This window comes from Anabaena catenula FACHB-362, from assembly GCF_014698735.1.
GTDB lineage: Bacteria > Cyanobacteriota > Cyanobacteriia > Cyanobacteriales > Nostocaceae > Anabaena > Anabaena variabilis_A.
In genome coordinates, this window is sequence record NZ_JACJTQ010000017.1 from 13,311 (window position 1) to 37,961 (window position 24,651).

18 protein-coding genes are annotated in these 24,651 nt (G+C 38.4%); 11 read left to right on the top strand and 7 right to left on the bottom strand.

Annotated elements, in window-relative coordinates:
- Nucleotides 1–26: 26 nt before the first annotated feature.
- Nucleotides 27–1,142 (top strand): PLP-dependent cysteine synthase family protein, encoded by a 1,116-nt coding sequence (locus H6G68_RS12625; RefSeq protein WP_242045246.1) that lies wholly within the window; start codon nucleotides 27–29, stop codon nucleotides 1,140–1,142.
- A complete protein-coding gene (locus H6G68_RS12630) occupies nucleotides 1,139–2,437 on the top strand; it encodes a hypothetical protein (RefSeq protein ID WP_190906967.1) in 1,299 nt (432 codons plus the stop codon). Before H6G68_RS12625 ends, H6G68_RS12630 begins: the two co-directional genes overlap by 4 nt.
- A gap of 212 nt (nucleotides 2,438–2,649) precedes the next feature.
- Here H6G68_RS12630 and H6G68_RS12635 read toward each other — a convergent pair whose 3' ends face one another.
- On the bottom strand, nucleotides 2,650–3,525 hold the full coding sequence (locus H6G68_RS12635; protein WP_190906968.1) for a hypothetical protein: 876 nt from the start codon (nucleotides 3,523–3,525) through the stop codon (nucleotides 2,650–2,652).
- Nucleotides 3,526–3,615: 90 nt separating this feature from the next.
- Between H6G68_RS12635 and H6G68_RS12640 the strand changes: the two genes are divergently transcribed.
- The 5 genes from H6G68_RS12640 to H6G68_RS12660 all read left to right on the top strand — a co-directional run bounded on the left by H6G68_RS12640 (nucleotide 3,616) and on the right by H6G68_RS12660 (nucleotide 8,735).
- The gene (locus tag H6G68_RS12640) at nucleotides 3,616–4,524 is read left to right on the top strand and encodes a metallophosphoesterase family protein (RefSeq protein ID WP_190906969.1); all 909 of its coding nucleotides are present in this window, start codon (nucleotides 3,616–3,618) and stop codon (nucleotides 4,522–4,524) included.
- An 89-nt stretch (nucleotides 4,525–4,613) separates the two neighbouring features.
- A complete protein-coding gene (locus H6G68_RS12645; protein WP_190906970.1) occupies nucleotides 4,614–5,975 on the top strand; it encodes an AAA family ATPase in 1,362 nt (453 codons plus the stop codon).
- On the top strand, nucleotides 5,972–6,613 hold the full coding sequence (locus H6G68_RS12650) for a retron system putative HNH endonuclease (protein WP_190906971.1): 642 nt from the start codon (nucleotides 5,972–5,974) through the stop codon (nucleotides 6,611–6,613). Before H6G68_RS12645 ends, H6G68_RS12650 begins: the two co-directional genes overlap by 4 nt.
- An 18-nt stretch (nucleotides 6,614–6,631) precedes the next feature.
- Complete coding sequence (locus tag H6G68_RS12655; protein WP_190906972.1) at nucleotides 6,632–6,919, top strand: antibiotic biosynthesis monooxygenase family protein; 288 nt, start codon at nucleotides 6,632–6,634, stop codon at nucleotides 6,917–6,919.
- 226 nt (nucleotides 6,920–7,145) lie between these two features.
- The gene (locus tag H6G68_RS12660) at nucleotides 7,146–8,735 is read left to right on the top strand and encodes a B12-binding domain-containing radical SAM protein (RefSeq protein ID WP_190906973.1); all 1,590 of its coding nucleotides are present in this window, start codon (nucleotides 7,146–7,148) and stop codon (nucleotides 8,733–8,735) included.
- 422 nt (nucleotides 8,736–9,157) lie between these two features.
- Here the strand turns inward: H6G68_RS12660 and pcrA are convergent, their stop codons facing one another.
- Nucleotides 9,158–11,488: a DNA helicase PcrA gene (gene pcrA / locus H6G68_RS12665; RefSeq protein ID WP_190906974.1), complete on the bottom strand. Its 2,331-nt coding sequence runs from the start codon at nucleotides 11,486–11,488 to the stop codon at nucleotides 9,158–9,160.
- A 381-nt stretch (nucleotides 11,489–11,869) separates the two neighbouring features.
- On the opposite strand from pcrA, the gene H6G68_RS12670 reads away from it, so the two are divergent.
- Genes H6G68_RS12670 through H6G68_RS12680 form a run of 3 tightly spaced genes read left to right on the top strand, consistent with a single transcriptional unit; the run spans nucleotide 11,870 to nucleotide 15,523 of the window.
- Entirely contained in the window at nucleotides 11,870–13,834 is a 1,965-nt protein-coding gene (locus H6G68_RS12670; RefSeq protein WP_190906975.1) for an ArnT family glycosyltransferase, read from the top strand.
- A 28-nt stretch (nucleotides 13,835–13,862) separates the two neighbouring features.
- Nucleotides 13,863–14,525, top strand: coding sequence for a TVP38/TMEM64 family protein (locus H6G68_RS12675; protein ID WP_190906976.1), 663 nt, complete (start codon nucleotides 13,863–13,865; stop codon nucleotides 14,523–14,525).
- A gap of 20 nt (nucleotides 14,526–14,545) precedes the next feature.
- A complete protein-coding gene (locus H6G68_RS12680; RefSeq protein ID WP_190906977.1) occupies nucleotides 14,546–15,523 on the top strand; it encodes a glycosyltransferase family 2 protein in 978 nt (325 codons plus the stop codon).
- Between the two features lie 15 nt (nucleotides 15,524–15,538).
- Here the strand turns inward: H6G68_RS12680 and H6G68_RS12685 are convergent, their stop codons facing one another.
- The 3 genes from H6G68_RS12685 to H6G68_RS12695 form a co-directional block, all read right to left on the bottom strand.
- Complete coding sequence (locus H6G68_RS12685) at nucleotides 15,539–16,660, bottom strand: glycosyltransferase family 2 protein (RefSeq protein ID WP_199332585.1); 1,122 nt, start codon at nucleotides 16,658–16,660, stop codon at nucleotides 15,539–15,541.
- Between the two features lie 18 nt (nucleotides 16,661–16,678).
- Complete coding sequence (locus H6G68_RS12690) at nucleotides 16,679–17,521, bottom strand: PIG-L deacetylase family protein (RefSeq protein WP_190906978.1); 843 nt, start codon at nucleotides 17,519–17,521, stop codon at nucleotides 16,679–16,681.
- 618 nt (nucleotides 17,522–18,139) lie between these two features.
- Nucleotides 18,140–19,864 carry a sensor histidine kinase gene (locus tag H6G68_RS12695; RefSeq protein ID WP_190906979.1) on the bottom strand — a complete coding sequence of 575 codons (1,725 nt, stop codon included), beginning with the start codon at nucleotides 19,862–19,864 and terminating at the stop codon, nucleotides 18,140–18,142.
- A gap of 840 nt (nucleotides 19,865–20,704) precedes the next feature.
- Here H6G68_RS12695 and H6G68_RS12700 point away from each other — a divergent pair.
- Nucleotides 20,705–21,142, top strand: a complete 438-nt coding sequence (locus H6G68_RS12700) for a CAAD domain-containing protein (protein WP_127054731.1) — start codon at nucleotides 20,705–20,707, stop codon at nucleotides 21,140–21,142.
- Between the two features lie 162 nt (nucleotides 21,143–21,304).
- Here the strand turns inward: H6G68_RS12700 and H6G68_RS12705 are convergent, their stop codons facing one another.
- Together H6G68_RS12705 and petH are read right to left on the bottom strand one after the other, a co-directional pair.
- Nucleotides 21,305–22,594, bottom strand: a complete 1,290-nt coding sequence (locus H6G68_RS12705) for a homoserine dehydrogenase (protein WP_190907042.1) — start codon at nucleotides 22,592–22,594, stop codon at nucleotides 21,305–21,307.
- Between the two features lie 117 nt (nucleotides 22,595–22,711).
- Nucleotides 22,712–24,070, bottom strand: a complete 1,359-nt coding sequence (gene petH, locus H6G68_RS12710; RefSeq protein ID WP_190906980.1) for a ferredoxin--NADP reductase — start codon at nucleotides 24,068–24,070, stop codon at nucleotides 22,712–22,714.
- Nucleotides 24,071–24,651 lie beyond the last annotated feature (581 nt).

Here is a 24,651-nt window from a genome sequence, read left to right on the forward strand (position 1 = left end):
TTCATCTAGGGTTGTCATATTTAGAGATGAACCGTATTTGGCTATTAATGATGGTTACTTACTCTCCAAAACTAACCCTAAAAACCAGCTTACCAACATCACCGCTATTTAAAACGGTGACAGAAGCGTTAGGTAAAGTTCCCATTGTTCGGTTAAATCGAATTCACCCCAGTTGTCAACATCATCATCTCTATTTAAAACTAGAATCTTGTAATCCCGGTGGGAGTATTAAAGAAAAAAATGCCGCTTATTTGGTGAATGAAGCCGAAAAACAAGGTTTATTGCTGCCAGGAGGTACAATTGTTGAATCTAGTTCTGGTAACTTTGGGATTGGGTTAGCAATTGTGGGTGCAACCAAGGGTTACAGGGTGATGATTGTCATTGATGCTAAAACCCCTGTAACAATGCGAAGAATGCTTACTGCTTATGGTGCAGAACTTGTCGAAGTCCCTCTGAGTGCTGCTGATGCTCAAGGTTCGATGCAGGTAGCAAGAATGACAAAAGCTCAGGAATTAGCTACAAATATTGCTGGTGCTTGGTATCCTTGTCAACATAAAAATCCCAGTAATACTGATGCCCATGCCCTGTGGACTGCGCGGGAAATTGAAGCTGCTTTTGGTGGTGCGCCAGATGCTATAGCGATTGGAGTCAGTACAGCCGGACAATTAGGCGGTATCAGTCGCTATTTTAAAAGGTATTATCCCCAAACGAGAATTATTGGTGTTGATGTAGCTGGATCAGCAATTTTTGGTACACCCAGACACCCCTATAAGATGACTGGACTGGGTTTATCCTTCGTTCCCCCCAATTTTGACCCGCAAGTGTTAGACGCTGCTTATAGCGTTGATGATGCTTTAGCGTTTTCGGTTTGTCATGCTTTGGCTAAACAGGAAGGAATGCTTTTAGGTGCTTCCACTGGTGCAATTGTAGCCGCAGCGTTAGCGGATGCCCAAAGATTTACTAAGCCTCAAACCATGTTACTGCTTAATCCTGATCGGGGCGATCGCTATCTGGAAACAGTTTACAATGCTGATTGGTTAACAGAGCAAGAAATAACCATCCTCCAAAATACCAATTTAACGGCAGCAATTGCTAATCTTCTACCTGTACCACTTGATATTGTCGGTAGGAGTCAAGAGTGAAATTACAAGAACCTCAATCTCAACCAATTAGTTTAGGGACTTTATGGCGGGAATTTTTGCCTTTATCCCTGAGTGATGTGACTATGGCTTGTGGTGATCCGATGATGACTACTACATTAGCTCATCTTCCTGATGCTCAAATTAACCTTGCGGCGGTAGGTATTGCTAAATCTTTGGCGATATTTTTTGAAAGTCCCATTATTATGATTCTGCACGCTGCTAACGCTTTAGCTGGTTCTCAAGATTCACGCAAAGCATTGTGGCGGTTTACATTATTGGTAGGTGGAGGACTAACTTTTCTCTTGAGTTTGTTGGGACTACCCATTATATTTAACTTTGTGGGTGTGAGTCTGTTGGGCATACCATCAGCAATGTTAGTTACAGTTAGTCAAGTATTATTACTAATGGGTGGTTGGCCGTTTGCGATCGCTTGGCGGCGTTATTTTCAAGGATTATTAATTTATCATGGTCAGTCTCGCGCTGTTGCTAAAGCCAGTATTTTCAGGTTATTCACATTAGCAATAGTTCTGACAGCCGGATTTTTATTACAAAGATCTGGGGGTATAATTGCCGGATTTGCCCTTATAAGTGGGGTGATCGTCGAAGCTATTGCTGTAACAATTTTTGCTCGTCGTAGTGGGGCAACTTTACCACCACAAATAGAACAACCTAACTTACCCCGCAATTTAGCACAGGTGTGGAAATTCTATTTACCCTTAGCTAATTCTATGATGGTGGTTTGGGGAGGAAGGGCGATATTAATTAGCATTCTAGCCCGCGCCCAAGATGCCACAATTGCCATTGCTGCTTGGTCTGCGGCTTGGGGGTTAGTTCTGGTAATTGCCAATTCTACCCGCATGGTACAGCAAATGGTGATTAAATATCGTCATCAAGTAAGCGATCAACAACTACTGACTTTTGCTATCAGTGTGGGTGCAGCTTGTTCTACCTTATTGTTATTGATGAGTTTAACACCGATAGGCGATCAGATTGTACAAAGTTTTATCGGTAATGATCTCACCCTTGCTAAAAGCATTAAACCAGTTCTTTTAATCTGTACAATTGTGCCATTATTTGTAGCTTTGCAAAATGCAACTCAGGGGTTTTTAGTCAGTGAAAATCGCACAGGTCATGTAAATCTATCTACTTGGTTAGGAACAGGAACTTTATTAATAATTGCTAGTTTTGCTATTAATAAAGGTATGAATGGCGCAACATCCGCCGCTATTGCTATGATTACATCTATGTTGGTAGAAATTATTTGTTTACTTTGGAAACGAGTAGCAAAATCATAGTAAATGTACTGCTATGATCTACATGACTTTGCACTTCTAATTTGCCTTTGTGAGTTTGGAAAATAGCTAAACCTAATCTCGAACCACCCGTATTAATAGAAGGATCTGCATTAATCATTTTCATCTTCAACTAATAACAACAGCATAATTACATAATTAAAAATTGTTTTTTGATCTAGTCAGTAGTTTACAAATTCTCAATATATCGAATTTCATCGTTTAAAAATTAGCATTTGATTACCAACAACTGGACTACGTGCTACAAGCTTATCTTGAAAATCAATAATTTCTAAATGACTGAAATCTAGTTCTTGAGAACGTTGAAATATATCCGCTGCTAGTTTATCTTGTTGGGATTTTTCCAGATCATACCAAACATCACTAATCTTGATAGTTAAATCACTGGTACGGAAATTAGCTTGAATAGATTTTATCAGTTTAGAAGAAATGTTTTCACTTGCGCTACGTGTTAAAGGAATACTAATTTCTGAAAACTGATTTTCAATAGCCGCAATTAAAGCTTGCTCTGGTGTTAATTCTATAATTGGTGTTGGTGTTGGTGTGGGTTCTGGTTCTGGTTCTTCCGTGGGTGCGGGTTCTGGTTCTGGAATTATTGTGGGTTCGGGAATTGGTTCGGGAATAGTGGTAGGAATTGGTTCTGGGGAAGCAGTTACAGTTGGTATGGGTGCGGGAACTTCCTCAACTGAGGGAAGAGTTGCTACTTCAACAGGTTTAGAAGTAAATAAAAATGCAGTTGTTCCTACTATTCCCACAGTAATTACCGCAAAAATTCCTGTCAAAACTGTATCTGACAAATTATTTGATATATTTGATGGTAAAAATAAACGAAATGTCCTTAAAAATCCATCCCACCCGGACAGTATCCTTTGTAAAAAATTGGGCTTCTTCTCCGCAGTTAGAGTCTGTTCAGTCTCCAGATTTTCCACAGTGGTTTCTAAAACCCCAATCGTTCCCCTCAAAATTTGGATAATTGTTGTCTTCCAAATTGGCTGATTTATCTGGTATTCTTGTTGAGAAGGCTGAGTTTTTGCTTCATTCCTTTGTTTTCTTCGGTTGTCTTGTGACATGGAACTTTCCCTCAAATTAGTGAATCAAAACACACAAAAAATTTTTTGACTATAATCGTTTATTGTGCCATTTATGGGATTTCTTGATTTATGAAACTCAACCGTCGTCAATTTTTATTTTTAAGTGGAATAACTAGTATTACTTCTGGATTTCTTACTTGGAAGTTAGGAAATCAAAATTCTGAAAATATTCTGGCAGAATCAGTAATTGCTGCTACCCCAGATAAAAAAGATTTATTATTACGTTTTGTATCTGTGGCTGATACTGGTACTGGTGCTAGAGGACAGTATTCTGTAGCTAAAGCCATGAATTCTTATCACCAGAAAAATCCATATAATGTAGTAGTTTTAGCTGGTGATAACATTTATAACAACGGCGAAATTGAGAAAATAAATGCAGTTTTTGAACGTCCTTATCAACCTTTGCTGAAAAAAGGTGTGAAATTTCATGCTTGTTTAGGTAATCATGATATTCGCACTGATAATGGTGTTCCCCAAGTGAAATATGCTGGCTTTAATATGAAGGGACGTTATTATACGTTTAGTCAAGATAAAGTTCAGTTTTTTGCTTTAGATACTAATGGTAATGCTGATTGGAAAAATCAGCTAGTTTGGTTAGAGAAAGAATTAAGTTTGAGTAAAGCTGATTGGAAAGTTGTGTTTGGTCATCATCCGATTTATTCATCTGGTCAGTATGGGAGTAATTCAAATTTTATCAAAATTTTTACTCCTCTGTTTGAAAAATACAATGTTCAACTTTATATCAATGGTCATGAACATAATTATGAACGCACTCGTTCTATTAATGGAACTACCTATTTAATTTGTGGTGCTGGTGCGGGTAATCGTCCTATTAGCCGTTCTGAGTTGACTGAATATTCGACTAGTAATTTGAGTTTTGCGGCTTATGATGTGTATGCAGATAGAATTGAGGTGAGTGGTATTGGTGTTGATAATCGTGTTTTTGATCGGGGTGTGATTAAGTTGAGGAGTGTTTAGATATGGAGGTTTTTTCTCACGCAGAGGCGCAGAGGCACGGAGAGGAGGAATGATTGAGATGTGTTTAGGAAATTAATGGGGTTGAAGTTATGAGAGTTAAGCAGCTTAAAATGCAATCTTTTCGCGGTATTGGTGATTTGACGTTGGATTTTGATGAAAAAGAACCAACGGTGCTTGTTGGTATTAATGGCGTGGGTAAATCGAGTATTCTGGATTGTCTTGCTATTTTGTTGTCACATATGATAAGGGAAATTTTATATTTTTCAGAATCTAACTCTTCCCGAAAAGGAACTTACAAAACTATCCGGAAAAGTGATTATTCATTTTTGGGAAACAACAATGAATCTAAAAAAGCTATTCCCGGAGAACCAGAACTTGAAAATCGGTTTTTTAATGAACAAGATATTACAAACGGATCTGAAAAAACCAATAATCAGATTGAAATTTTACTGGAATCAAAAATATTTGAAATTGGTCTTTCAAAAAATAAAGAAATTAATGATAAAGAAAATCATCATGAAAATACAGATTTAAATTTTTTTAAAGATATAAAATATCGATGGAAAAAAAATCCTGAATCTAACATACCTTTAGCAGTTTATTATTCGGTAAACCGTGCTTTTGTTAATGTGGATTTAGAAATTATTGATATTAGTTCATTCAAACAAATTGATGCTTATGATCAAGCATTTAATGGTATAAAAATAGGGTTTCATAGATTTTTTCAATGGTTTAGGTCTGTAGAGGATCTAGAAAGCGAAATGTTACGAGATAACCGTGACTATCGAGATAAGCAATTAGAAGCTGTAAAAAGAGCTATATCTTCATTAATTCCCGAATTTTCTAATTTGCGTGTACGTCGTTCTCCAACTCTCAGAATGACTTTACAGAAAAATGGTGAAGAACTCATAATTAATCAATTATCTGATGGTGAAAAATGCTTATTAGCAATGGTGGGTGATTTAGCCAGACGTTTAGCAATTGCTAACCCAGGTTTAGAAGATCCACTTCAAGGTTATGGTGTTGTTTTAATTGATGAAATTGAACTACATTTACACCCAAAATGGCAAAGAGAAATTATTCCGGCTTTAACCAGAACATTTCCAAATTGTCAATTTATTGTTACCACTCATTCACCCCAGGTAATTAGTGAAGTAAAACCTGAAGGAATTTATGTTTTAAAGAAAACAGATAATGGTGTTATTGCTGTGCGTCCTGAAAGTTCTTATGGTAGAGATAGCAACCAAATTCTAGAAGACATAATGGGTGTTACCAAACGTCCAAAAGAATTTCAAGATAGTCTACATCAGTTATTTCAATTAATTGAGGAGGGAAATCTTGATGCTGCTAGGCAATTATCTCAACAGATTGCTGATATCATGGGAGAAAGTGAGCCAGAATTAGTAAAAGCTCGTGTATCTATTAAAAGAAAAGAGATTTTAAAACGGTGAAATATATCAATAAAAGTGAGGAACCAAAAAGTTTTACTGCTTGGAAACAACTAGAAAACAATGACTGGAAACCTAGCTGGAATAATTTTAGTAAACCTCAAAAAACTGACGTGCATAATTCATTGTTACAAGAACAAGGTCATATTTGCTGTTACTGTGGAAGGTTAATTAATATTGATAGTAGCCATATTGAACATTTGCAGCCAAGAACAACTTATCCTAAATTATCTCTATATTATACAAATTTACTTGCATCATGCCAAAAAGATACTGTACCCAAACAACCTTTACATTGTGGTAAGAAAAAAGATAAATGGTATGATGATAAATTAATGGTTTCACCACTAGATATTAATTGTAGTGATTTTTTTAGATATACAGAAGATGGACAAATTTTATCAACAGAAAACCCAGAAAAAATACTTGCCGCTAAAACAACTATTGATAAACTTGACCTCAATATTGATAAGTTGCAAAAAATGCGTCGTGGAGCAATAGAAGCAATTTTAGAAGGTTTAGAATATCTTACAGATGATGAGAGAGAACTACTACTCCAAGGCTTTAGTCAACCTAATGAAAATGGTCATAATGAAGAGTTTTGCGCTGCAATAGTATATATCCTTAAACAATATATTTAATTCTTAACTGATAATTCTATGATTCTTGAAGCTGCGATGCTTAATGTTAAACCGGGAATGGAGTCTGATTTTGAATCTACTTTCAAAAAGGCTTCTTCTATTATTTCATCAATGCATGGATATTTATCCCATGAACTTCATAAATGTATAGAAGTCAAAGGCAAATATTTATTACTTGTTAAATGGGAAACTTTAGAAGCTCATACTGTGGGATTTAGATGTTCTGCTGAGTATCAAGATTGGAAGAAACTTCTCCATCATTTTTATGACCCATTTCCTACTGTTGAACATTTTGAGGAAATTTAGAGTCAATATCATGATCAAGTTTATAATATCGTCCTAGTTTCAAAAAGCATCTATCTGTTGAAATTGAATATTTTTAACTCCAAAAATTTCTCAAAAAGCAAATAAACGACAAATATATCAGTAATTATTCTATAATTCAAATAAAGAAGCGTGAACAATATTCCTCTATTTCCGTCTTTGTTTAAAATAAACCTACAAGCAAAATTCAGGGTTTGCAATTAAGATAATGAATGTTTTACTTATATATCCTCTGTTTCCAAAAAGTTTTTGGTCTTTTGAAAAAACACTGGCTTTGTTAGATAGGAAGGCGATGTTACCACCTTTGGGCTTGGTGACAGTAGCTGCTATTTTACCCCAAGAATGGAATTTTAAGCTGGTAGACCGGAATATTCGCCAAATCACAGAAGCAGAATGGGCTTGGGCGGATTTGGTGATTTTGTCAGCAATGATTGTCCAAAAAGAGGATTTACTCGCACAAATTCAGGAAGCAAAACGACGCGGTAAGCGGGTGGCTGTGGGTGGCCCTTATCCGACGGCGTTACCCAACGAAGTCACAGATGTGGGTGCAGATTATTTGATTTTGGATGAGGGAGAAATTACGCTACCTTTATTTATAGATGCAATTTCCCGTGGTGAGTCTTCAGGGATGTTTCGTTCTGGTGGTGAAAAACCAGATGTCAGCACCACTCCTATTCCTCGTTTTGATTTGCTGGAGTTTGATGCTTATGCGGAAATGTCGGTACAATTTTCCCGTGGCTGTCCCTTCCAGTGTGAATTCTGCGATATTATTGTCCTCTATGGTCGCAAACCCCGCACCAAAACACCGTCTCAACTCCTCGCCGAACTTGATTATCTCTACGAATTAGGTTGGCGACGCAGTATTTTTATGGTAGATGATAACTTCATCGGTAATAAGCGCAACGTCAAATTATTCTTGAAAGAACTAGAACCTTGGATGGTTGCACATCACTATCCTTTCTCCTTTGCAACAGAAGCTTCCGTTGATTTAGCCCAAGATCAAGAATTGATGGATGCAATGGTAAGGTGTAATTTCGGGTCTGTTTTCTTGGGTATTGAAACCCCGGACGAAGAAAGCCTCGCTTTTACTCAAAAATTCCAAAATACAAGAGATTCCCTCAGCGAAGCGGTATATAAGATTACGCGCTCAGGGTTGCGAGTTATGGCAGGTTTTATCATTGGATTTGATGGCGAAAAAACAGGCGCTGGGGCGAGAATTGTGAAGTTTGTGGAACAGACATCAATTCCCACCGCTTTATTTAGTATGCTCCAAGCCCTTCCTGATACCGCATTGTGGCATAGATTGGAAAAGGAAAACCGACTCCGCAGTAAATCTGCCAATATCAATCAAACCACATTGATGAATTTTGTCCCCACCCGGCCTTTAGCAGAAATCGCCAGCGAATATGTAGAAGCGTTTTGGGAACTTTACGAACCATCACGGTTTTTAGATCGTGCTTACCGACACTACCGCATTTTAGGCGAAGCAACCTATCCGAAAAAGGGCAAAGGTGCGAAAAAGCCATTGAATTGGAAGGTATTACGGGCGTTTTTGACTATTTGCTGGCGACAAGGTTTATTACGTAATACCCGTTGGCAATTCTGGCGTAATCTGTGGAATATGTACAAGCATAATCCAGGTGGTATCAGTAGTTATTTAGCTGTTTGCGCTCAAATTGAGCATTTCTTGGAATATCGTCAGATTGTGCGCGATGAAATTGAGGCTCAAGTGGCTGAGTTTTTAGCAGCAGAGGCTCAGGTAAAGCTGGAAGAGGAAAGAGCGCAAGTGTTAGTTTAGGTAAATCTTGCCGCAGTTAGAATAACCACCGTAGTATTCATTCTGCGGCTAATAGCGACTTTTCACACTGTCATCTGTCCCCTGCTATATAGCATTTCCTAGTCTAATGAAGTACAAAAATATCTGCGTTTATCTGCGTCCATCTGCGTTTAATTATTACAGCTTGTACCTCATTTGAATGGTAATTGCTATATAGGGCTTGCTGAATAAATGTAAAATCTAGATAAATCAAGGGATTCAGGGGTAAAAAAGGTTAAGTTGGTGCAAGGAATAGACATTTTACCCATCAAAAACTTATCACTTTTCCGCCAAAGCAACTATTCAAAAGCTGCTTCTAATTCTTCCTCCTGACTCCTGACTCCTGACTCCTGACTCCTAACCCCTAACGGAAAGACTTTTTCAGCAAACCCTATATAACTAATTCATTCCACTCTTTGCAATTGTGCTACTCTGGGGTCAATAATTTTCTGTCCTAAACTAGCGAATTTAATCGCCACAGATATCTTATTTCCTGCTCCAAAAACGTGGGTGATTTCCCCAATTCCAAAGGATTTATGTAATACTCTTTCTCCTACTTGCCAATTTTTTGTAGTGTTTTGGTTGCTAGTTTTTGCAGGTGTCGTTTTAGTAAAAGAGCGACTAACTTGGTTTTGAGTAGTCAATAATTCTGTTGGTAATTCGTCGAGAAATTGCGATCGCATTGCGGGTTCTCTGGAACCATACAACCGTCGTTCTCTCGCGTGGGATAAAAACAAACGTTCTTGAGCGCGAGTGATACCCACGTAACACAGACGGCGTTCTTCTTCCAATAATGACGGATCTTGTAGAGAACGATAACCAGGAAATAATCCCTGTTCTAACCCTACTAAAAATACTACCGGAAATTCTAAGCCTTTGGAAGCGTGTAATGTCATTAAGGAAACTACTGTTTTTCCTTCCTTTAAATTATCTAAATCAGAACTCAGGGCTGCACTTTGTAAAAATGCCTGTAAAGAAATATCTTCTCCTTCATTTTCTTCTTGAAATTGTAATGCAGCATTGTAAAGTTCCTGAACGTTTTTGACTCTATCACTAGCTTCATCTGTACCTTGATTTAGCAAGTCTTGGATGTAACCAGAATCTTCTAATACTCCTTGAACAATCTCAGTAACTGGAACTTGGGAAATTTGTTCTTGCCATTTTTGAATCAATTTACCAAAGCTATTCACAGATTTTGCAGAACGTCCAGCTAAGGTATTTACTGATGTTTCATCGCTTAATATTTCCCACAAAGTTGTCCCTAGTTGCTGGGAAGCATTCATCAAAGCATCAATAGTAGCTTTACCAATACCGCGACGAGGGGTATTAATAACTCTTAATAAACTCACTGTGTCGGCTGGATTATTAATTGCTCTTAAATAAGCGACAACATCTTTGATTTCTTTACGGTCATAAAACTTCATTCCTCCTACTACTGTATAAGGAATTTGATATTTAACTAACAAGTCTTCAAAAGGTCTAGATTGAGCATTAGTGCGATAAAGTATGGCAAAACTACCCCAATTTAATTCAGGATTTTGATGTTCTAATGTACGGATTTGATTAATAACAAATGCAGCCTCTGCCATTTCTTCATCGGCTTTATGGAAATATATTTTTTCGCCTGTATCTCTTGTGGCTTTAAGAATTTTATCAATCCGTTGGGTATTGTTTTCAATCAGTTCGTTAGCAGCTTGGAGAATATTTTCACAAGAGCGATAGTTTTCTTCTAACTTCACCATTGAGCGGGTATCATCATCTGCTAAACCATCACCAAAGTTTTCTTGAAACTCTAATAAAATAGTGAAATCTGCCATTCTAAAACTATAAATTGACTGGTCAGCATCACCCACAACAAACACTGAGCGATTTTGCCAGTTCCATTCATGTTTACGCTCTTCACCGTTTGTTACCAAAAGCTGAATTAAATCGTATTGAGTGCGGTTTGTATCTTGATATTCATCGACAAGAATATGGCAGAATTTACGATGCCAATAACCTAATACTTGTTCATTTTGCTGAAATAATCTCGTAGGAACGAGGATTAAATCATCAAAATCGAGGGCGTTATTTTGGGATAACTTATCTTGATAGCGATTGTAAACGTCAGCGATTACCCGTCCGCGATAGTTTGGTTGTTCACGCTCAAATTCTTGGGGTGAAAAACCTTGGTTTTTAGCGTTACTAATCGCGTAACGTACAGATTTGGGTTCAAACTTTTTACTATCGAGATTTAAATCTTTAGTCACTATTTCTTTGATGAGACTTTGCACATCGGATTCATCAAAGATAGAAAAGTTTTTATTCCAACGTCTGCCTTTTTCGTCTTGGTATTTTTCGATATCAAAGCGGAGGATGCGAGAAAATAAACTGTGGAAAGTGCCACACCACATATCTTTGATATAGGTGCGGTAAACCTTTGATTTTAGCTGTGTTTGTTCATATTCTGGTAATAAATCTAACTTTTTACCGTATTGGTTAATTGCTAATTGTTCCGCAAATAGCCTTTGAATTCTATCCTTCATTTCCCGTGCGGCTTTGTTGGTGAAAGTCACAGCCAGGATATTTTCAGGATTTACACGGTGTTTGATAATCAAATTCGCAATCCGATAAGTCAGCGCACGGGTTTTACCGGAACCAGCACCAGCTACCACTAATAATGGTCCGCAGTAATGTTCGACAGCTTGACGTTGACTGGGATTGAGGTGACTGAGGAAATCAATACTTGTTGTCATAGAGATGAAAGCGCGATCTTTGAGACTTATACCCCAAAGTATATTGGCTGAAGGGGTAACATCAATTTTAAAACATCCTCTCAAGACATTGTCCGATGAAAAATTAGTCAATAAAGTATGCTTAGTTGTTTTTTAGACTAAATTGAGCAAGATGAAAACATCACAGCTGTTCTCAAAAAGTCCATGTCTGCAAATTTCTGTATTCTCTTGAAAGACTGTAGCTAAAGAATTCCTGGAAAAACTTGGGAAAAAATTTGGCGAGCTACTGTATATCTGATATTATCCTATGAGAGTAATATCTAAGTATTTTTTCAGAGATCGCTTTTGATAGGGTGACAAGCAGTATTTTTGATTTAGTTGCATAAACTGCGAGGTTATTGAATGCTGGCTGGATTGCTTTTTACATCGTTAGTGCTGATTTTTCTGGTTTTTGACAATCCTGAACGAGATTGGCGCAGTTCTGTGTTACCAGCGGGAGTTGTCTGGGGAGTATTAGTCACATTTTTTACCGAATTCTTAAGTTTGTTGCAAATCATCACATTTGGCTGGGTATTAGCCTTGTGGTTATTGACTAATATTGCTCTGGGGTGGATTTATTATCGACTAATTAAAACAGGAAAAAGAAGACTCTATCTCCCTCAAATTCCCAAAATAACTCCTGTCACCCTAGTTTTACTATCAGGGGTAACTTTTATCATCGCTGCTGTCAGTGTAATTGCTATTGTTGCTCCGCCAAATAACTGGGACTCAATGACTTATCACATGGCGCGGGTAGTTCATTGGATACAAAATCGCCACCTTGCTCACTATCCTACCTACTACTCAGCCCAGTTAGTTCACCCACCGTTTGCTGAGTTAGTAATTTTACATTTACAGATTCTCAGTGGTGGGGATAGGTTCGCCAATTTAGTACAAACCTTCAGTATGATTGGCAGCATAATCGGTGTATCACTAATTGCCAAGCAGCTAGGGGCAGATAAACGTGGACAAATTTTGGCTAGTGTTTTCTGCGCTACTTTACCGATGGGGATTCTTCAAGCTTCTAGCACTCAAAATGATTATGCAGTTTGTTTTTGGGTAGTTTGTTTAGCCCATTATATTTTATTAACTTTACCCTATAGAAATCCGCCTCTAAACTTAATTCTAGGTATTGGTGCTAGTTGCGGACTGGCTGTTTTTACCAAGAGTTCTGGTTATATTTATGCTTTTCCTTTTATGGTTTGGTTTTTCCTCTGGTATGTCAATCAGATGCGCTGGAAAATGTGGAAGCCAATCTCTATTATTAGTGTATTTTTCTTAAGCTTGAATGTTGCTCATTATTTACGTAATTATGGTTTATACGGAAATCCTCTCTCAACAGCAGAATATTCCCTACACTACAAACCAGAAATATATAGTCTACCTACTTGGATTTCTAATATTATCAGAAACCTGTCTCTTCATGCTGATATAGTTAGGCATTTAGGACTGCAAGGTATAATTGAGCCAACTACAGGTAAAGTCACCAAATTAATTACCATAATTCATGGTTTTTTGGGTTTAGATATTAATGATCCACGCAGCACATACCCTCTGAACTCTTATACGGGTGTTCCCGGTCTTTCTTTGGATGAAAACGTAGCTGGAAACCCTCTACATTTATTACTAATTTTCTTAGCTATAGGTATATTTATTTTCTATAAAAAACTTAGAAATAATAGAGAGGTAATGATTTATCTTTTATGTTTAATTTTTAGCTTCTCACTAATTTGTTGGATGCTCAAACTCCAGCCATATCAAAGTCGGCATCATCTGGCGCTATTTGTTTTGTTTTCAGCTTTTGTTGGTCTAATTTTTTGTCAAACTTGGAATCGCCATTTTATTACAGCCTTAGCAGTGATTCTCTTAGTAACATCCATGCAATTTGTGTTTATTAATAAATTTCGCCCAATTGCAACAGACAAGAACATTTTTAATAGTACCAGAAATGAAATATATTTTATCCAAAGACCTCAGCTAATCAAACCTTATTTTGAGGCAGTCGATTTTATGAAAACTACAAGCTGTAATGATATAGGGTTATCTTTAGGAACAGAAAAAGTACCTTATGGTCGCCATTGGGAATATCCTTTTTGGATTTTATTAAATGAAAATCAAAGTCGAGTATATAAATTTAAACATATTTTAAATCCTGAGAATTTCTATGCCCTAAGATCTGAAATGTATCCTTATAAAGATTTTAAACCTTGTGCCATTATTGCGGTGAGAAGAGACAAAGAACCTCCAGTTGCAACTATGAATTTTGAAAATAACAAATATGTAAAAAAATGGTCATCACAACCAATTACTATTCTCATGGCTCAGTAGATTTGTTGAAAACTAGGAATCTCTATTTATGCTGAATTGGAAAACTGGTTTTGCCTTACTGATGGCCGTATGTCTGATAGCCACTGGAATAGTAGGATATTTTCTGGGGGGAATTGATCCAAATCTGATTCAGTCCTGGTTAAAAGCAGCAGGTATTTGGGCCCCAGTTACTTACATAGTTATCTATGTGGTAGCTACGATTTTAATTATGCCTTCAACAGCATTAAATCTGACTGGGGGAGCAATTTTTGGACCTTGGATGGGGACATTTTGGACAAGTATTGGGGCGATTATTGCCGCCATCGCCGCCTTTTTATTTGCGCGAACAATAGGACGTGAAATAGTTTCTCAGCGACTAGCAGGACGTTGGCAAGCCCTAGATGCCGAAGTCCAGCAAGGAGGAATATTTTATATGTTTGCAATTCGTCTGATGCCAATTATGCCCTATGGACTAGTAAATTTTGCAGCGGGTTTGACATCAATCAGTTTCAAAGATTACTTGATTGGTACAACTTTGGGAACAGTACCAGGAATCTTGCCCTTTGTCATGTTGGGTAGTTCTGGCTTAAAGGCTATCCGTACCGGCGATGTTTTGCCATTAGTTAGTGCTTTGGCATTGATTGGAATGCTTGTTGGAGGTTCTACTTGGTATCGTCGGCGGCGCTCTTTTCCATTTCGTAAAAAACGTTAGTTAATACATATAGCTCAACTATGCTACCTAAATATTCTTTTCTCGTCCCGATCTACAACGAAGAAGAAACCATTTACGAAATGTATCGCCGCATTTCCCTGGTGATGGATCAGATGGATAGTTCAGTAGAATTATGTTTGATTAATGATGGTAGTCGCGATCGCTCTCTACAAATGATGCGCGAATTGCACCAAAAAGATTCCCGTGTAGTTTACTTGAGTCTGGCACGGAATTTTGGCCATCAAATTGCCGTAACAGCAGGTTTGAATTTTGTTCGTGGACAGATAGTTGTCATCTTAGATGCCGATTTACAAGATCCACCAGAGTTGATTCCGGAAATGGTAGAACTATGGCGGCAGGGATATGAAATTATCTACGCTCAACGGACAAAACGCCGTCAAGAAGGTTGGTTTAAACGCTTTACAGCTTATGCTTTTTATCGCCTCTTGAAAAATCTTGCAGATGTGGATATTCCTACCGATACCGGAGATTTTTGCCTATTGGATCGCAAAGTTGTCGATATACTCAATGCTATGCCAGAAAGAAACCGCTACATTCGCGGATTACGATCATGGGTAGGTTTTAATCAAACCGCCATTCGCTTTGAAAGAGATCCCCGTTTTGCCGGTGATGTTAAATATACATTTCGCAAATCCTTCGCACTGGCAATTAACGGACTAGTTTCTTTCTCCAAAGTACCCTTGCGGCTTTCCACCTATGTAGGATTATTAGCGGCTATAGTTGCCATATTTATGTGTTTACTGGTGTTGTACTGGCGTATTTTTGTCCCCAATTCTCCTTTAACTGGAATCACTATTGTTCTTATTGCTTTCTTCTTCTTAGGTGCAGTGCAACTCATTAGTATTGGGATCTTAGGTGAATATATCGGGCGTATTTATGAAGAGGTTAAACAAAGACCACTTTATACTCTCTCAGAAGTAGCAGGTTTTAATGATCAATATCAGGAGACTCAACAACAAATTCGTGTAGCAGAATAAGAGTTACCTTATTCTTCAAATTGGTTTTCCAGAACGCCAACGTCTAATTAAAACCAGTATTCTAGAAAAGAAAAGTTTCAAAAAAGCGCTTCGGCTGTGCCAATCACTGTATTTACCGAATAAATACCACATACCTGATGGAGAAAGCCATAAACCCTGACAATTTTCTAAGTGTCTGGCTAACTCAACTCCATCAAGAGGATCTGCTAGAGCATCTATCAGTTCTAAGCTAGGAGGTAATGTGTTCGGACAGGTAGATGAATCACTATGGGCGTTTGCCCAAATTGGTTCCCCACCTTGGTTGTATGTTTTAGCTTCAGGATGTCCGAATCCTATATTCTTTACTAAAGATACCATTGGTGTTATGTGTATGTATCCCTGATGTAGCGCCGCTAAAGTGAGAGTAATAACCCAATCTTGTTTGTTTTCTGTTTCTATAAAAAATTGATTAATAATTGTATATTTTGTCTGTTTGGTGGCAGGAATTTTATAAAAATTACCAAAAGGGTTATAACCTTGGGGATGATTAGCAAGATTTAAGTTTTGCCAGCGATCTGCCCAGGTTGCTAAACCCAAAGCAAATACTCGTCTTGATACCATAAAATCTGCTGTGATCATTTCCCGTATTTCACTGGGAAAATTGGCGTAGGCTGTGATTGAAAATACTTGAGGGCAGTGACGATAAGCTTCTAATAGCCGACACATCCTATCGTAAAAATAAGGATTGGGAATAGTATCGTCTTCTAAGTAAATGATAGCAGGATAATGGGATAAAGCCTCTGTGATTGCATAGATAGCGTGTGCATCACAACCTAAATTATGTTGCTGGTTAATAATTTTAACAGGAATAGTCTGAGAAAATTCTGTTAATAAATTAATGCACTCTGCAATGAGAGGCTGATCTTTAGCATTACGTGGTCCATCAATAAAAGCCAAAATCTGCGATGGACGCAAAGTTTGTTGAGCTATAGCCGGAAGAAATTGTTGGAGAAGATCGGGACGGGTAAAGGCGAGGAGAACAATTGGTGGTAATTCCTGAGGGAGTGATATTTCTTCTAATAACACAGGTAGTTTTTGGTCTGGGTTGATGCTAGAAATTACTTTTTTATTTTTACTATTAATTTCATTTATATTCATAATTTTTAGGGTTTTATTTTAATGTTTATTCTCGGAATAATTATGTCTAAAAAATACCTCATAAGGTAAGAAAAACCTTTTCAGAAAAGCAGGTTTTAAAATCGGAGAAGAGTGCATATCTATAGGTGTATACTGAGAATGATAGGCGGCAATTGCCTGTTTTTTCTTATCTATAATAGGATTAATTGATAGATGGTAAGCACTTGATAACTCATGTAGTTGCAAATCACGAAAAAGACGAGAATGCCAGAGAATCCAAATGGGGTACTCTAATAGCTCTACTTCAAGTCCTGAGAGAATAATTGCCTCTTGAACTAATTCGTAAGTTGCTTCATGGTCTTTAGTCCGGTCTTTGCGATGTGGAACATAGACCTCTTGTGGTTGGAAAGACTGCAAGATTTGTGCTAATTTAGCAATAATCTTTTGGCGCTCAGTTTCATTTAAAAATAGAAGCTTACTATCAGGATTATCAAGAAAGTGAATTTGCGAAGCATCAACACCTAATATACTTAAAGCTGTCAGTGCTTCATCTCTACGAACGGGAACTATTTCCCCAGATTTAAAATTAGGATGCCAGGAATGAGAAGCAGCACCATCTGTTACAAAAACAACTTGTACTGGAATCTTCTGTTCTCGCTTTAATCCAATTACACCACCACAGCCAAGAACTTCATCATCCTGGTGTGGTGAAATTATCATCGCAGATTTCTGGGTAATTTCCATTGGTTTGCTACCAAAATGTAGTAGCCAACGGAACTGTAACATACTCAGAAAGTCTTGCTGAAATTCTGGCAGTTTACGATTGTATAGCCACAAAATTTTGTTTTGCACCCGATCAGAAAACTGCTTGATGTTCAGCATTTTTAATTTCCTTACTATTATTGGTTAATAGGAATAATTAATAGTTTTTTAATATTGCTAATTTTCCCGATTTTATAGAAGAAAGCATTGCATCAATAAAAATTCATCTATGTGACTCCTCTTGAATTTTTGAAATAGGCGTATCATTGACTACTAAAATTTGCCTAGATAAGGCCTGGACTTACTAACAATAATTAAGATTTTTCAGAAGTGATTTGTGATAACTATATGTAGCAAATTTATCATAGAATCAATTCTTTGTCTAGATATTGCAAAGCTAATAAAAACCAAGCGTTGCTAAATTTAGGTATAAAATTTTCTTTCTATAGTTATTAAAATTCTTCCCTTTGCTGCGATCGCATCTTGAAACCCCGAAACCATTTTGGTGTCATAGCCTCCACTAATTTTTCCCTACACCCTTCTTGTTGACCGGAAGAAGCAGGGGGAAAGGGAGCTTTCTAGCGGGGGGAACAAGCCCTTTCCCTCTGGGTGGAGCGGAGCGGAACATGGGTACAAGCCCCGTCCTTCTAGGACGCTTATACGGGGCAGAGTCCAAGCTCAGTCCCGGTCTTCCCCCTTGCCCCCTGCCCCCTGCCCCTTTTCCTCTTCGTGACCTGCTTATTCCTGAAGTGTCAAGGGTAGACGAATAGTAAATGTAGAACCAACACCAAGCTGACTATTGACAATAATTTCACCCCCCATCATCTGGCAAAAATGACGGCTAATTGCTAATCCCAAGCCAGTGCCACCATATTTTTTCGTAGTTGAGGTATCCCCTTGTATAAAGGGTTGAAACAACTGCTGCTCTTGACTAGGTGATAGTCCAATACCTGTATCACTGACAGTAAAACTAATCACACCTAAAGCAGTTTCTTTCAGAAGGTTTGTTTTCTCATTCTTAACAGTCAGCGTTACTTTACCGTTAGTGGTAAACTTGGCAGCATTACTGAGTAAGTTTAATAATACCTGTCGCATCCTTGTCTGATCAGCGTACATAATCCCTAGTGGTTCATCGCAATCTATGACTAAGGTGTTACCATTTTTTTCGATAGCTGGTTTAACTGTGTGAACAACATTGTTAATCAAAGTTATGATTTCAAACGTCTCTGGGTAGAGAGTCATTTTCCCCGCTTCAATTTTCGACAAGTCGAGGATATCGTTAATTAGTTCTAGTAAATGTCTCCCAGCCGAATTAATAGTTTCTAAATCAGCGATAAAGTCCGCAGATACACCAATATCACCAGCGTCATCTTGTAACAATTGGCTTAAACCAATGACTGCATTTAGCGGTGTGCGTAACTCATGGCTGACATTTGCCAGAAACTGACTTTTGGCTTTACTTGCAGCTTCCGCTAATTCTTTTGCTTGTTGTAGTTGTTTAGTTCGCTCAGATACTCTCTCAATTAAGCGATTTAGAGATTTAGCAAGTAAGCCAATTTCATCATCAGTGGTGATAGGAGCGCGTAAATCAAAATTAGATTTTCTGGCCACCTGTTCAGCTACTTGAGTTACTGTGATTACAGGTTCTGCGATCGCTCGACTAGTACGCCATGCCACAACAGCAGCTATAGCCACTGATACCAGCATACTGACTATGACAATTAATCTCTCCACAAATCTAGCTTGCTCTACATCTCTCTGTCGCTCCTGCGCTTGCATTTGAGCAGTGCGGAGAATATTAGTCAATTTTTCTGACAAATTCTCTAGCTGCATGGCTGTTTCACCACGCATAATTGTCAGTAACTGCTCTCTGGCTGAGGTAATTTGTTGTGGCTTTACCTCTTGAGCCTCAAGTTGCTGCAAAACAACATCAATTTGATTAATATAGGATTTTAAGTTAATTGAGTAATCATGCAATAAATTCTCTAAAGTTGCACTGGTTGCGGCTAATGTCTGAGGCTTACTATTTATATAGCCAGCAATGTTTTGCTCTAATTTCTGAGCTTGAGAAACAGAATAGAGAAATGCAGCCTTTTTCTTACGTAGTCGTTGTGTATCTTCCAAAACAGCTACTAAGTTAGAGCTATGCAATTGCGCCCCAACTACCGCATTTTTATAATTATTTAGTAATTGTCCTTGCTCATTGGCTTGATTAAATTGTCTGACTTCTCTTCCCCGGTAATAGTTGGCCAGTACCAATCCAGTCAGGGAGCCAAAAAAGCCAATGCCAATAGCGACAAAGTATCCATAGCCAATTTTTTGATGGATGCGCCAAGAACTGGCCTTGAGTTTCCCACGGGAGGGAAATTCTATAGTCGGTAATTCATCTGTTATTGGCTCTTCAGTTGACACTTTTTTGCTTTGTAAACTTTTGTCAACAAGGGTGGGCTTTTGATTTAGCATCCTTGCAATCTCTTTACTAACATCTTCTTGCACTATTCTTACGAAAGTAGGGTGGGCATTACTCACCTTAGGCAATTATTAGGTTTTTGAGTTGGAATTTTAGCAATAAGATGATGGTGCAAGATAAGAGTTCATCAATCCGAAAATATCACCAATCAAGTCTAGCCTGTATCATCATTGCTAATCTCATGAAGATTGACTTTATTTGGTTTCATAACAGGACTAAATCATTTTCATCTATTTTATAGAATAAACTTATATTTTGAATTTACTTATGGGGAATTGATCGCGCAGTTACCTTTGTTAAGAATTTCTTTCTCTAGTGTTGAACAAATTTTTCCAGCTAAAATGAAGTACATACCATAAAAATACATTTATGTCTAGTCTCTATGAACAGACAATCAAATTGTTACATATTAGTATCAATATGAATAAGTTAATTGACGAATGCGGCTGAAGATAGCTTTAATATCAGATAAAATCAGCGTTTAGACTTGTATGAGTGAGAGGTGGACTGATTTTTGCATGATTTGTGCTTCGATGAGCAAATTACATGGCATGGGATAATCACAACCTGAGAATTCCAGTTAATTTACAAAACAGAACTCAGAAAGCTGATGTTAATACATCCTGTTGCCTCTTGACTTCTATCCTCATACTGACGTTCTACCCTGTAGTTGATGCAGTAGAGGTAATGGGGCAATTATGGTTATAGGACACTAAAACCCCTTTGTAAGCTCAATCCAATCGTGGTGATGCTAGGATCAATTACCTACTCAACAACCTTATGGTTGGAATTGTGCAGATAAAAACTCAACTGTCAAAATTATGGAAGTGAAAATGCAAGAACCGGAATACACAGAAACCAAGTCAAAAGAAACAACAATCCCAGATATCAACAGCCAAACAGGAAGTATTACCAAACTACAGCCTCCTGTACAGTCTCAAGAGCAATGGCTGAAATATGGACAACAAGTTTCTGGCTTTTTAGGCACATTGCCTGACTATGTGGGCAATTTCTTTAATCAATACAAGCAGCCTGTAGTTACGCTGGGATTATTGATCACGACAATTGTGGCAGTTAAGGTACTATTGGCTGTTCTAGATTCTCTCAATGATATTCCTTTGGTAGCACCTACCTTTGAGTTGATTGGTATTGGTTATTCTGGCTGGTTTGTTTATCGCTATTTACTCAAAGCTTCAACTCGGCAAGAGTTAACTAGTGAAATTACAACTCTCAAAACACAAGTTGTTGGCCAAGAAACTTCAGAATCTTAACCAATAGATATAGGAGTAAAAAAGAATGTAGAGACGTTCCATGGAATGTCTCTACAAGGTTTCTAGATAATGCATATTTAAAGAAAGCTCAATCTTGAATCCAAACTTCAAAATTGCACTGTATTTTGAATTTTTAAGACCCCCGCAAGGGGGTTGATTATTTTAAAGCACTCTTAAGATGCTAGGAATACTATCTATTGCTTCCAAGGTTTCAATTTCAGCTAAAGCTTGCCTAAAGTCTCCTTCTCGCACATCGTGGGTAACAACCACAATCTCTGCGAGTTGTGCCTGAAAACCAGTTTGGACAACAGACTCTAAGCTTACGCCATATTTACCAAAGCAAGTACCCAATTTACCAATTACACTTGGTTGGTCTTTTGTTAAAAATCGAGCATAAAATCGGGTTACAAGTTCAGAAATTGGCGCAATTTGCAGGTAATTTTCATGTCTACAAGCTAACAGGGGATTTGATTTGGGGGTATTAGTTTTCAGAGTAGCGACAAGATTCAAGATATCAGAACAGACAGCACTAGCCGTAGCACCCGCACCTGCACCAGGCCCAAAAAACATCACCTGGCCAATGGGTTCTCCTTCGACAAGAATGGCATTATAAACACCGTTAATACTAGCTAAAGGATGAGTTTGCGGCACTAGGGTAGGATGAACTCTGACTGATAGCTGAGAGTGATCACTAGTTTGATGTTTGGCAATTGCTAATAATTTAATCACAAATCCCAATTTGGCAGCGTAGCTAATATCTGTCTTGCTGACTTGACGGATTCCCTCACAATAGACCTCTTGGAGGTTGATGCGGCCATCAAAGCCTAAAGATGCCAAGATGGCAATTTTATCTGCGGCATCTAAGCCATCAATATCAGCTGTGGGATCAGCTTCAGCATAACCCAAGCGTTGAGCATCAGCTAAAACATCATTGAAGTCGCTACCCTCTGTTTGCATCCTGGTGAGGATGTAGTTAGTTGTGCCGTTGACAATACCAGTGATGCCATGAATGCGGTTAACACTTAAAGATTGCTTGAGGGGTTGAATTACGGGAATACCACCACCAACAGCGGCTTCTAGCATCACATAGACCCCAGCTTGATTGGCTGCGGTAAATATTTCTGCGCCAAAGCGGGAAATTGCGGCTTTATTGGCTGTGACTACGTGCTTACCATTTTTAATAGCGGTGAGGATGAGTGTTCTTGCTGGTTCCAATCCCCCCATAACTTCAACAATTATATCTATCTCTGGATTATTGACAATTGCTTCTAAATCAGTTGTTATTACGCCTGTAGGCAATTCTACTTGACGGGGTTGATCAAGCGATCGCACTCCCACTCGATATATTTCTATCTCTTTTAATAGTGGGTGACGACCTGCTGTATCTTGCAACAGTTGTACAGTACCCGTTCCCACAGTCCCTAAACCTAATATTCCTAGTTTTACACCCACAGATTTTGCATCCAAACTATATATAAAAAACAATTGTAGGCGGGGCATCACCCTACCTACAAACTTAGAGTTTAAAACTCGGAACTAATGACCAATGACCAATGACCAATGACCAAATTAGTACGTTTCTACGTGCCAGCGGTGTGCTTTCTTGAGATCCTTTTGGTAACTACTCCAAGTCACACCTTCCTTAGCAGCAGCAGCAGTCAAAGCTGCATCAATACCATCTTCCATACCGCGTAAACCGCAGATGTAAGTGTGGGTCTTTTCATTTTTAATCAATTGCCACAGTTCATCAGCGTGTTCTGCTACACGGTCTTGGATATACATTCTGCCACCTTCGGGGTTTTTCTGTTCCCGGCTGATAGCATAGGTGAGGCGGAAGTTTTCTGGATACTTTTGTTGCATTTCTTCCAGTTCTTCCTTGTAAAGAATGTTGGGAGATGTGGGTACTCCAAACAACAACCAAGAGAATCCCTTAAATTGGTATTCTGGGTTAGCTGCTTTTTCATTATCCTTAAACATCCGCCACAGATAAGCCCGCATAGGAGCGATACCTGTTCCTGTTGCTAACATGATTACATTAGCTTCAGGATCTTCAGGTAACAACATTTCTTTACCTACAGGCCCTGTGATTTTTACATCATCACCTGGTTTAAGCTGAGTCAGATAAGTAGAGCAAACACCATAGATTGTTTCGCCACTTTCTGGGTGTTTGTACTCTAATTGGCGAACACATAGTGAGATTGTTTTATCATCTACATCATCGCCATGACGAGTTGAAGCAATCGAGTAAAGTCTGAGTTTTTCAGGCTTACCGTTTTTGTCAACACCTGGGGGAATAATACCGATACTTTGACCTTCGATATACTTTAAATTGCCAGTAGAAAGGTCAAACTTCAGGTGCTGAACAATACCAATTCCGCCTTCCTTAACTAATGGTTCATTGGAGATACACTTACCAATAAACGGAGCGTTAGGACGGTAAGTGTTTACAGGAACATCAGCGTGTTTGGCTTTCCCTTGAGTCATGGTGTTGCCTTTTTTTTCCTTAGCAGGTGATTTAGCGAAGCCTTTGACTTCACTATTAGTATTCACAGGTGTGGCTTTACCATTTTCCTCACTGTTAGCATTCACTGGCGTGACTAACTCGCTTACTTCACTGTTAGCGCTCACTGGTGTGACTAACTCGCTGACTTCGCTGTTAGCACTTTCCACAGCAGCTTTACCATTAACTGGTTCTAGAACTGTTATAGGGTGAATACTAACAATTTTGCCGCCTAGACGAGTGATCCGTCGCATTTCTTGATTCATGCGGTTGTAAGGCACTCTGATGAACACACTGCCACTTTTACGAATTGGGTAGTTTGTTTGATCAGTTTCTTCGTTCTGACGCAGACCAACCACTTCGTAAACGAAGACGCGGCTACCTGATTCTATACTGGCAGCACCCTCAACAGCACCTTGATTGTACATTCGTTCTACCACTCCGATATTTACTTAACCGTTTATCAAAAAAATCATTCCCATCCTATGCCAGCTTTAGTTTACCGGATTTTCGTTGCACAAAACTGGCCGACTGGGAAAACGGCATCATTGTCATGATACCTTGCTAAGTACACTCGGCTAAGACATATAGGTATGGTAAAGAACACACCTGTTCACCTTCTAAAGTAGAGGATAAGTCTTAGACAGAATGTTAATAGTGAATCAATTTAATCTTTTTTTCGTGAACTATATACTTCTTTTGGGAAGTTAGCTCACTGCAACAACAGATGTTATGACCGACCAATATAACAAGTTTTACGTGCTGTGAAAAATATGTCAACCTCTATCCGTAGGTTGATTTGACGGCTGATTCTTGAATGCTGATCACTAAATTATGCGATCGCCTGCCTAAAAACTGAACTTTAGGCTAAGAGACTTCCAAATAAAAAATATCCCAATCCCAATCCCTACCCTATCTTCGGAGCTTATGCCTACGGCACACTACGTGTTAGCGTAGCTACTTTGCAAGGGACACGCTTTAACGACACGCTTTTAGGGCAGGGGAGCGA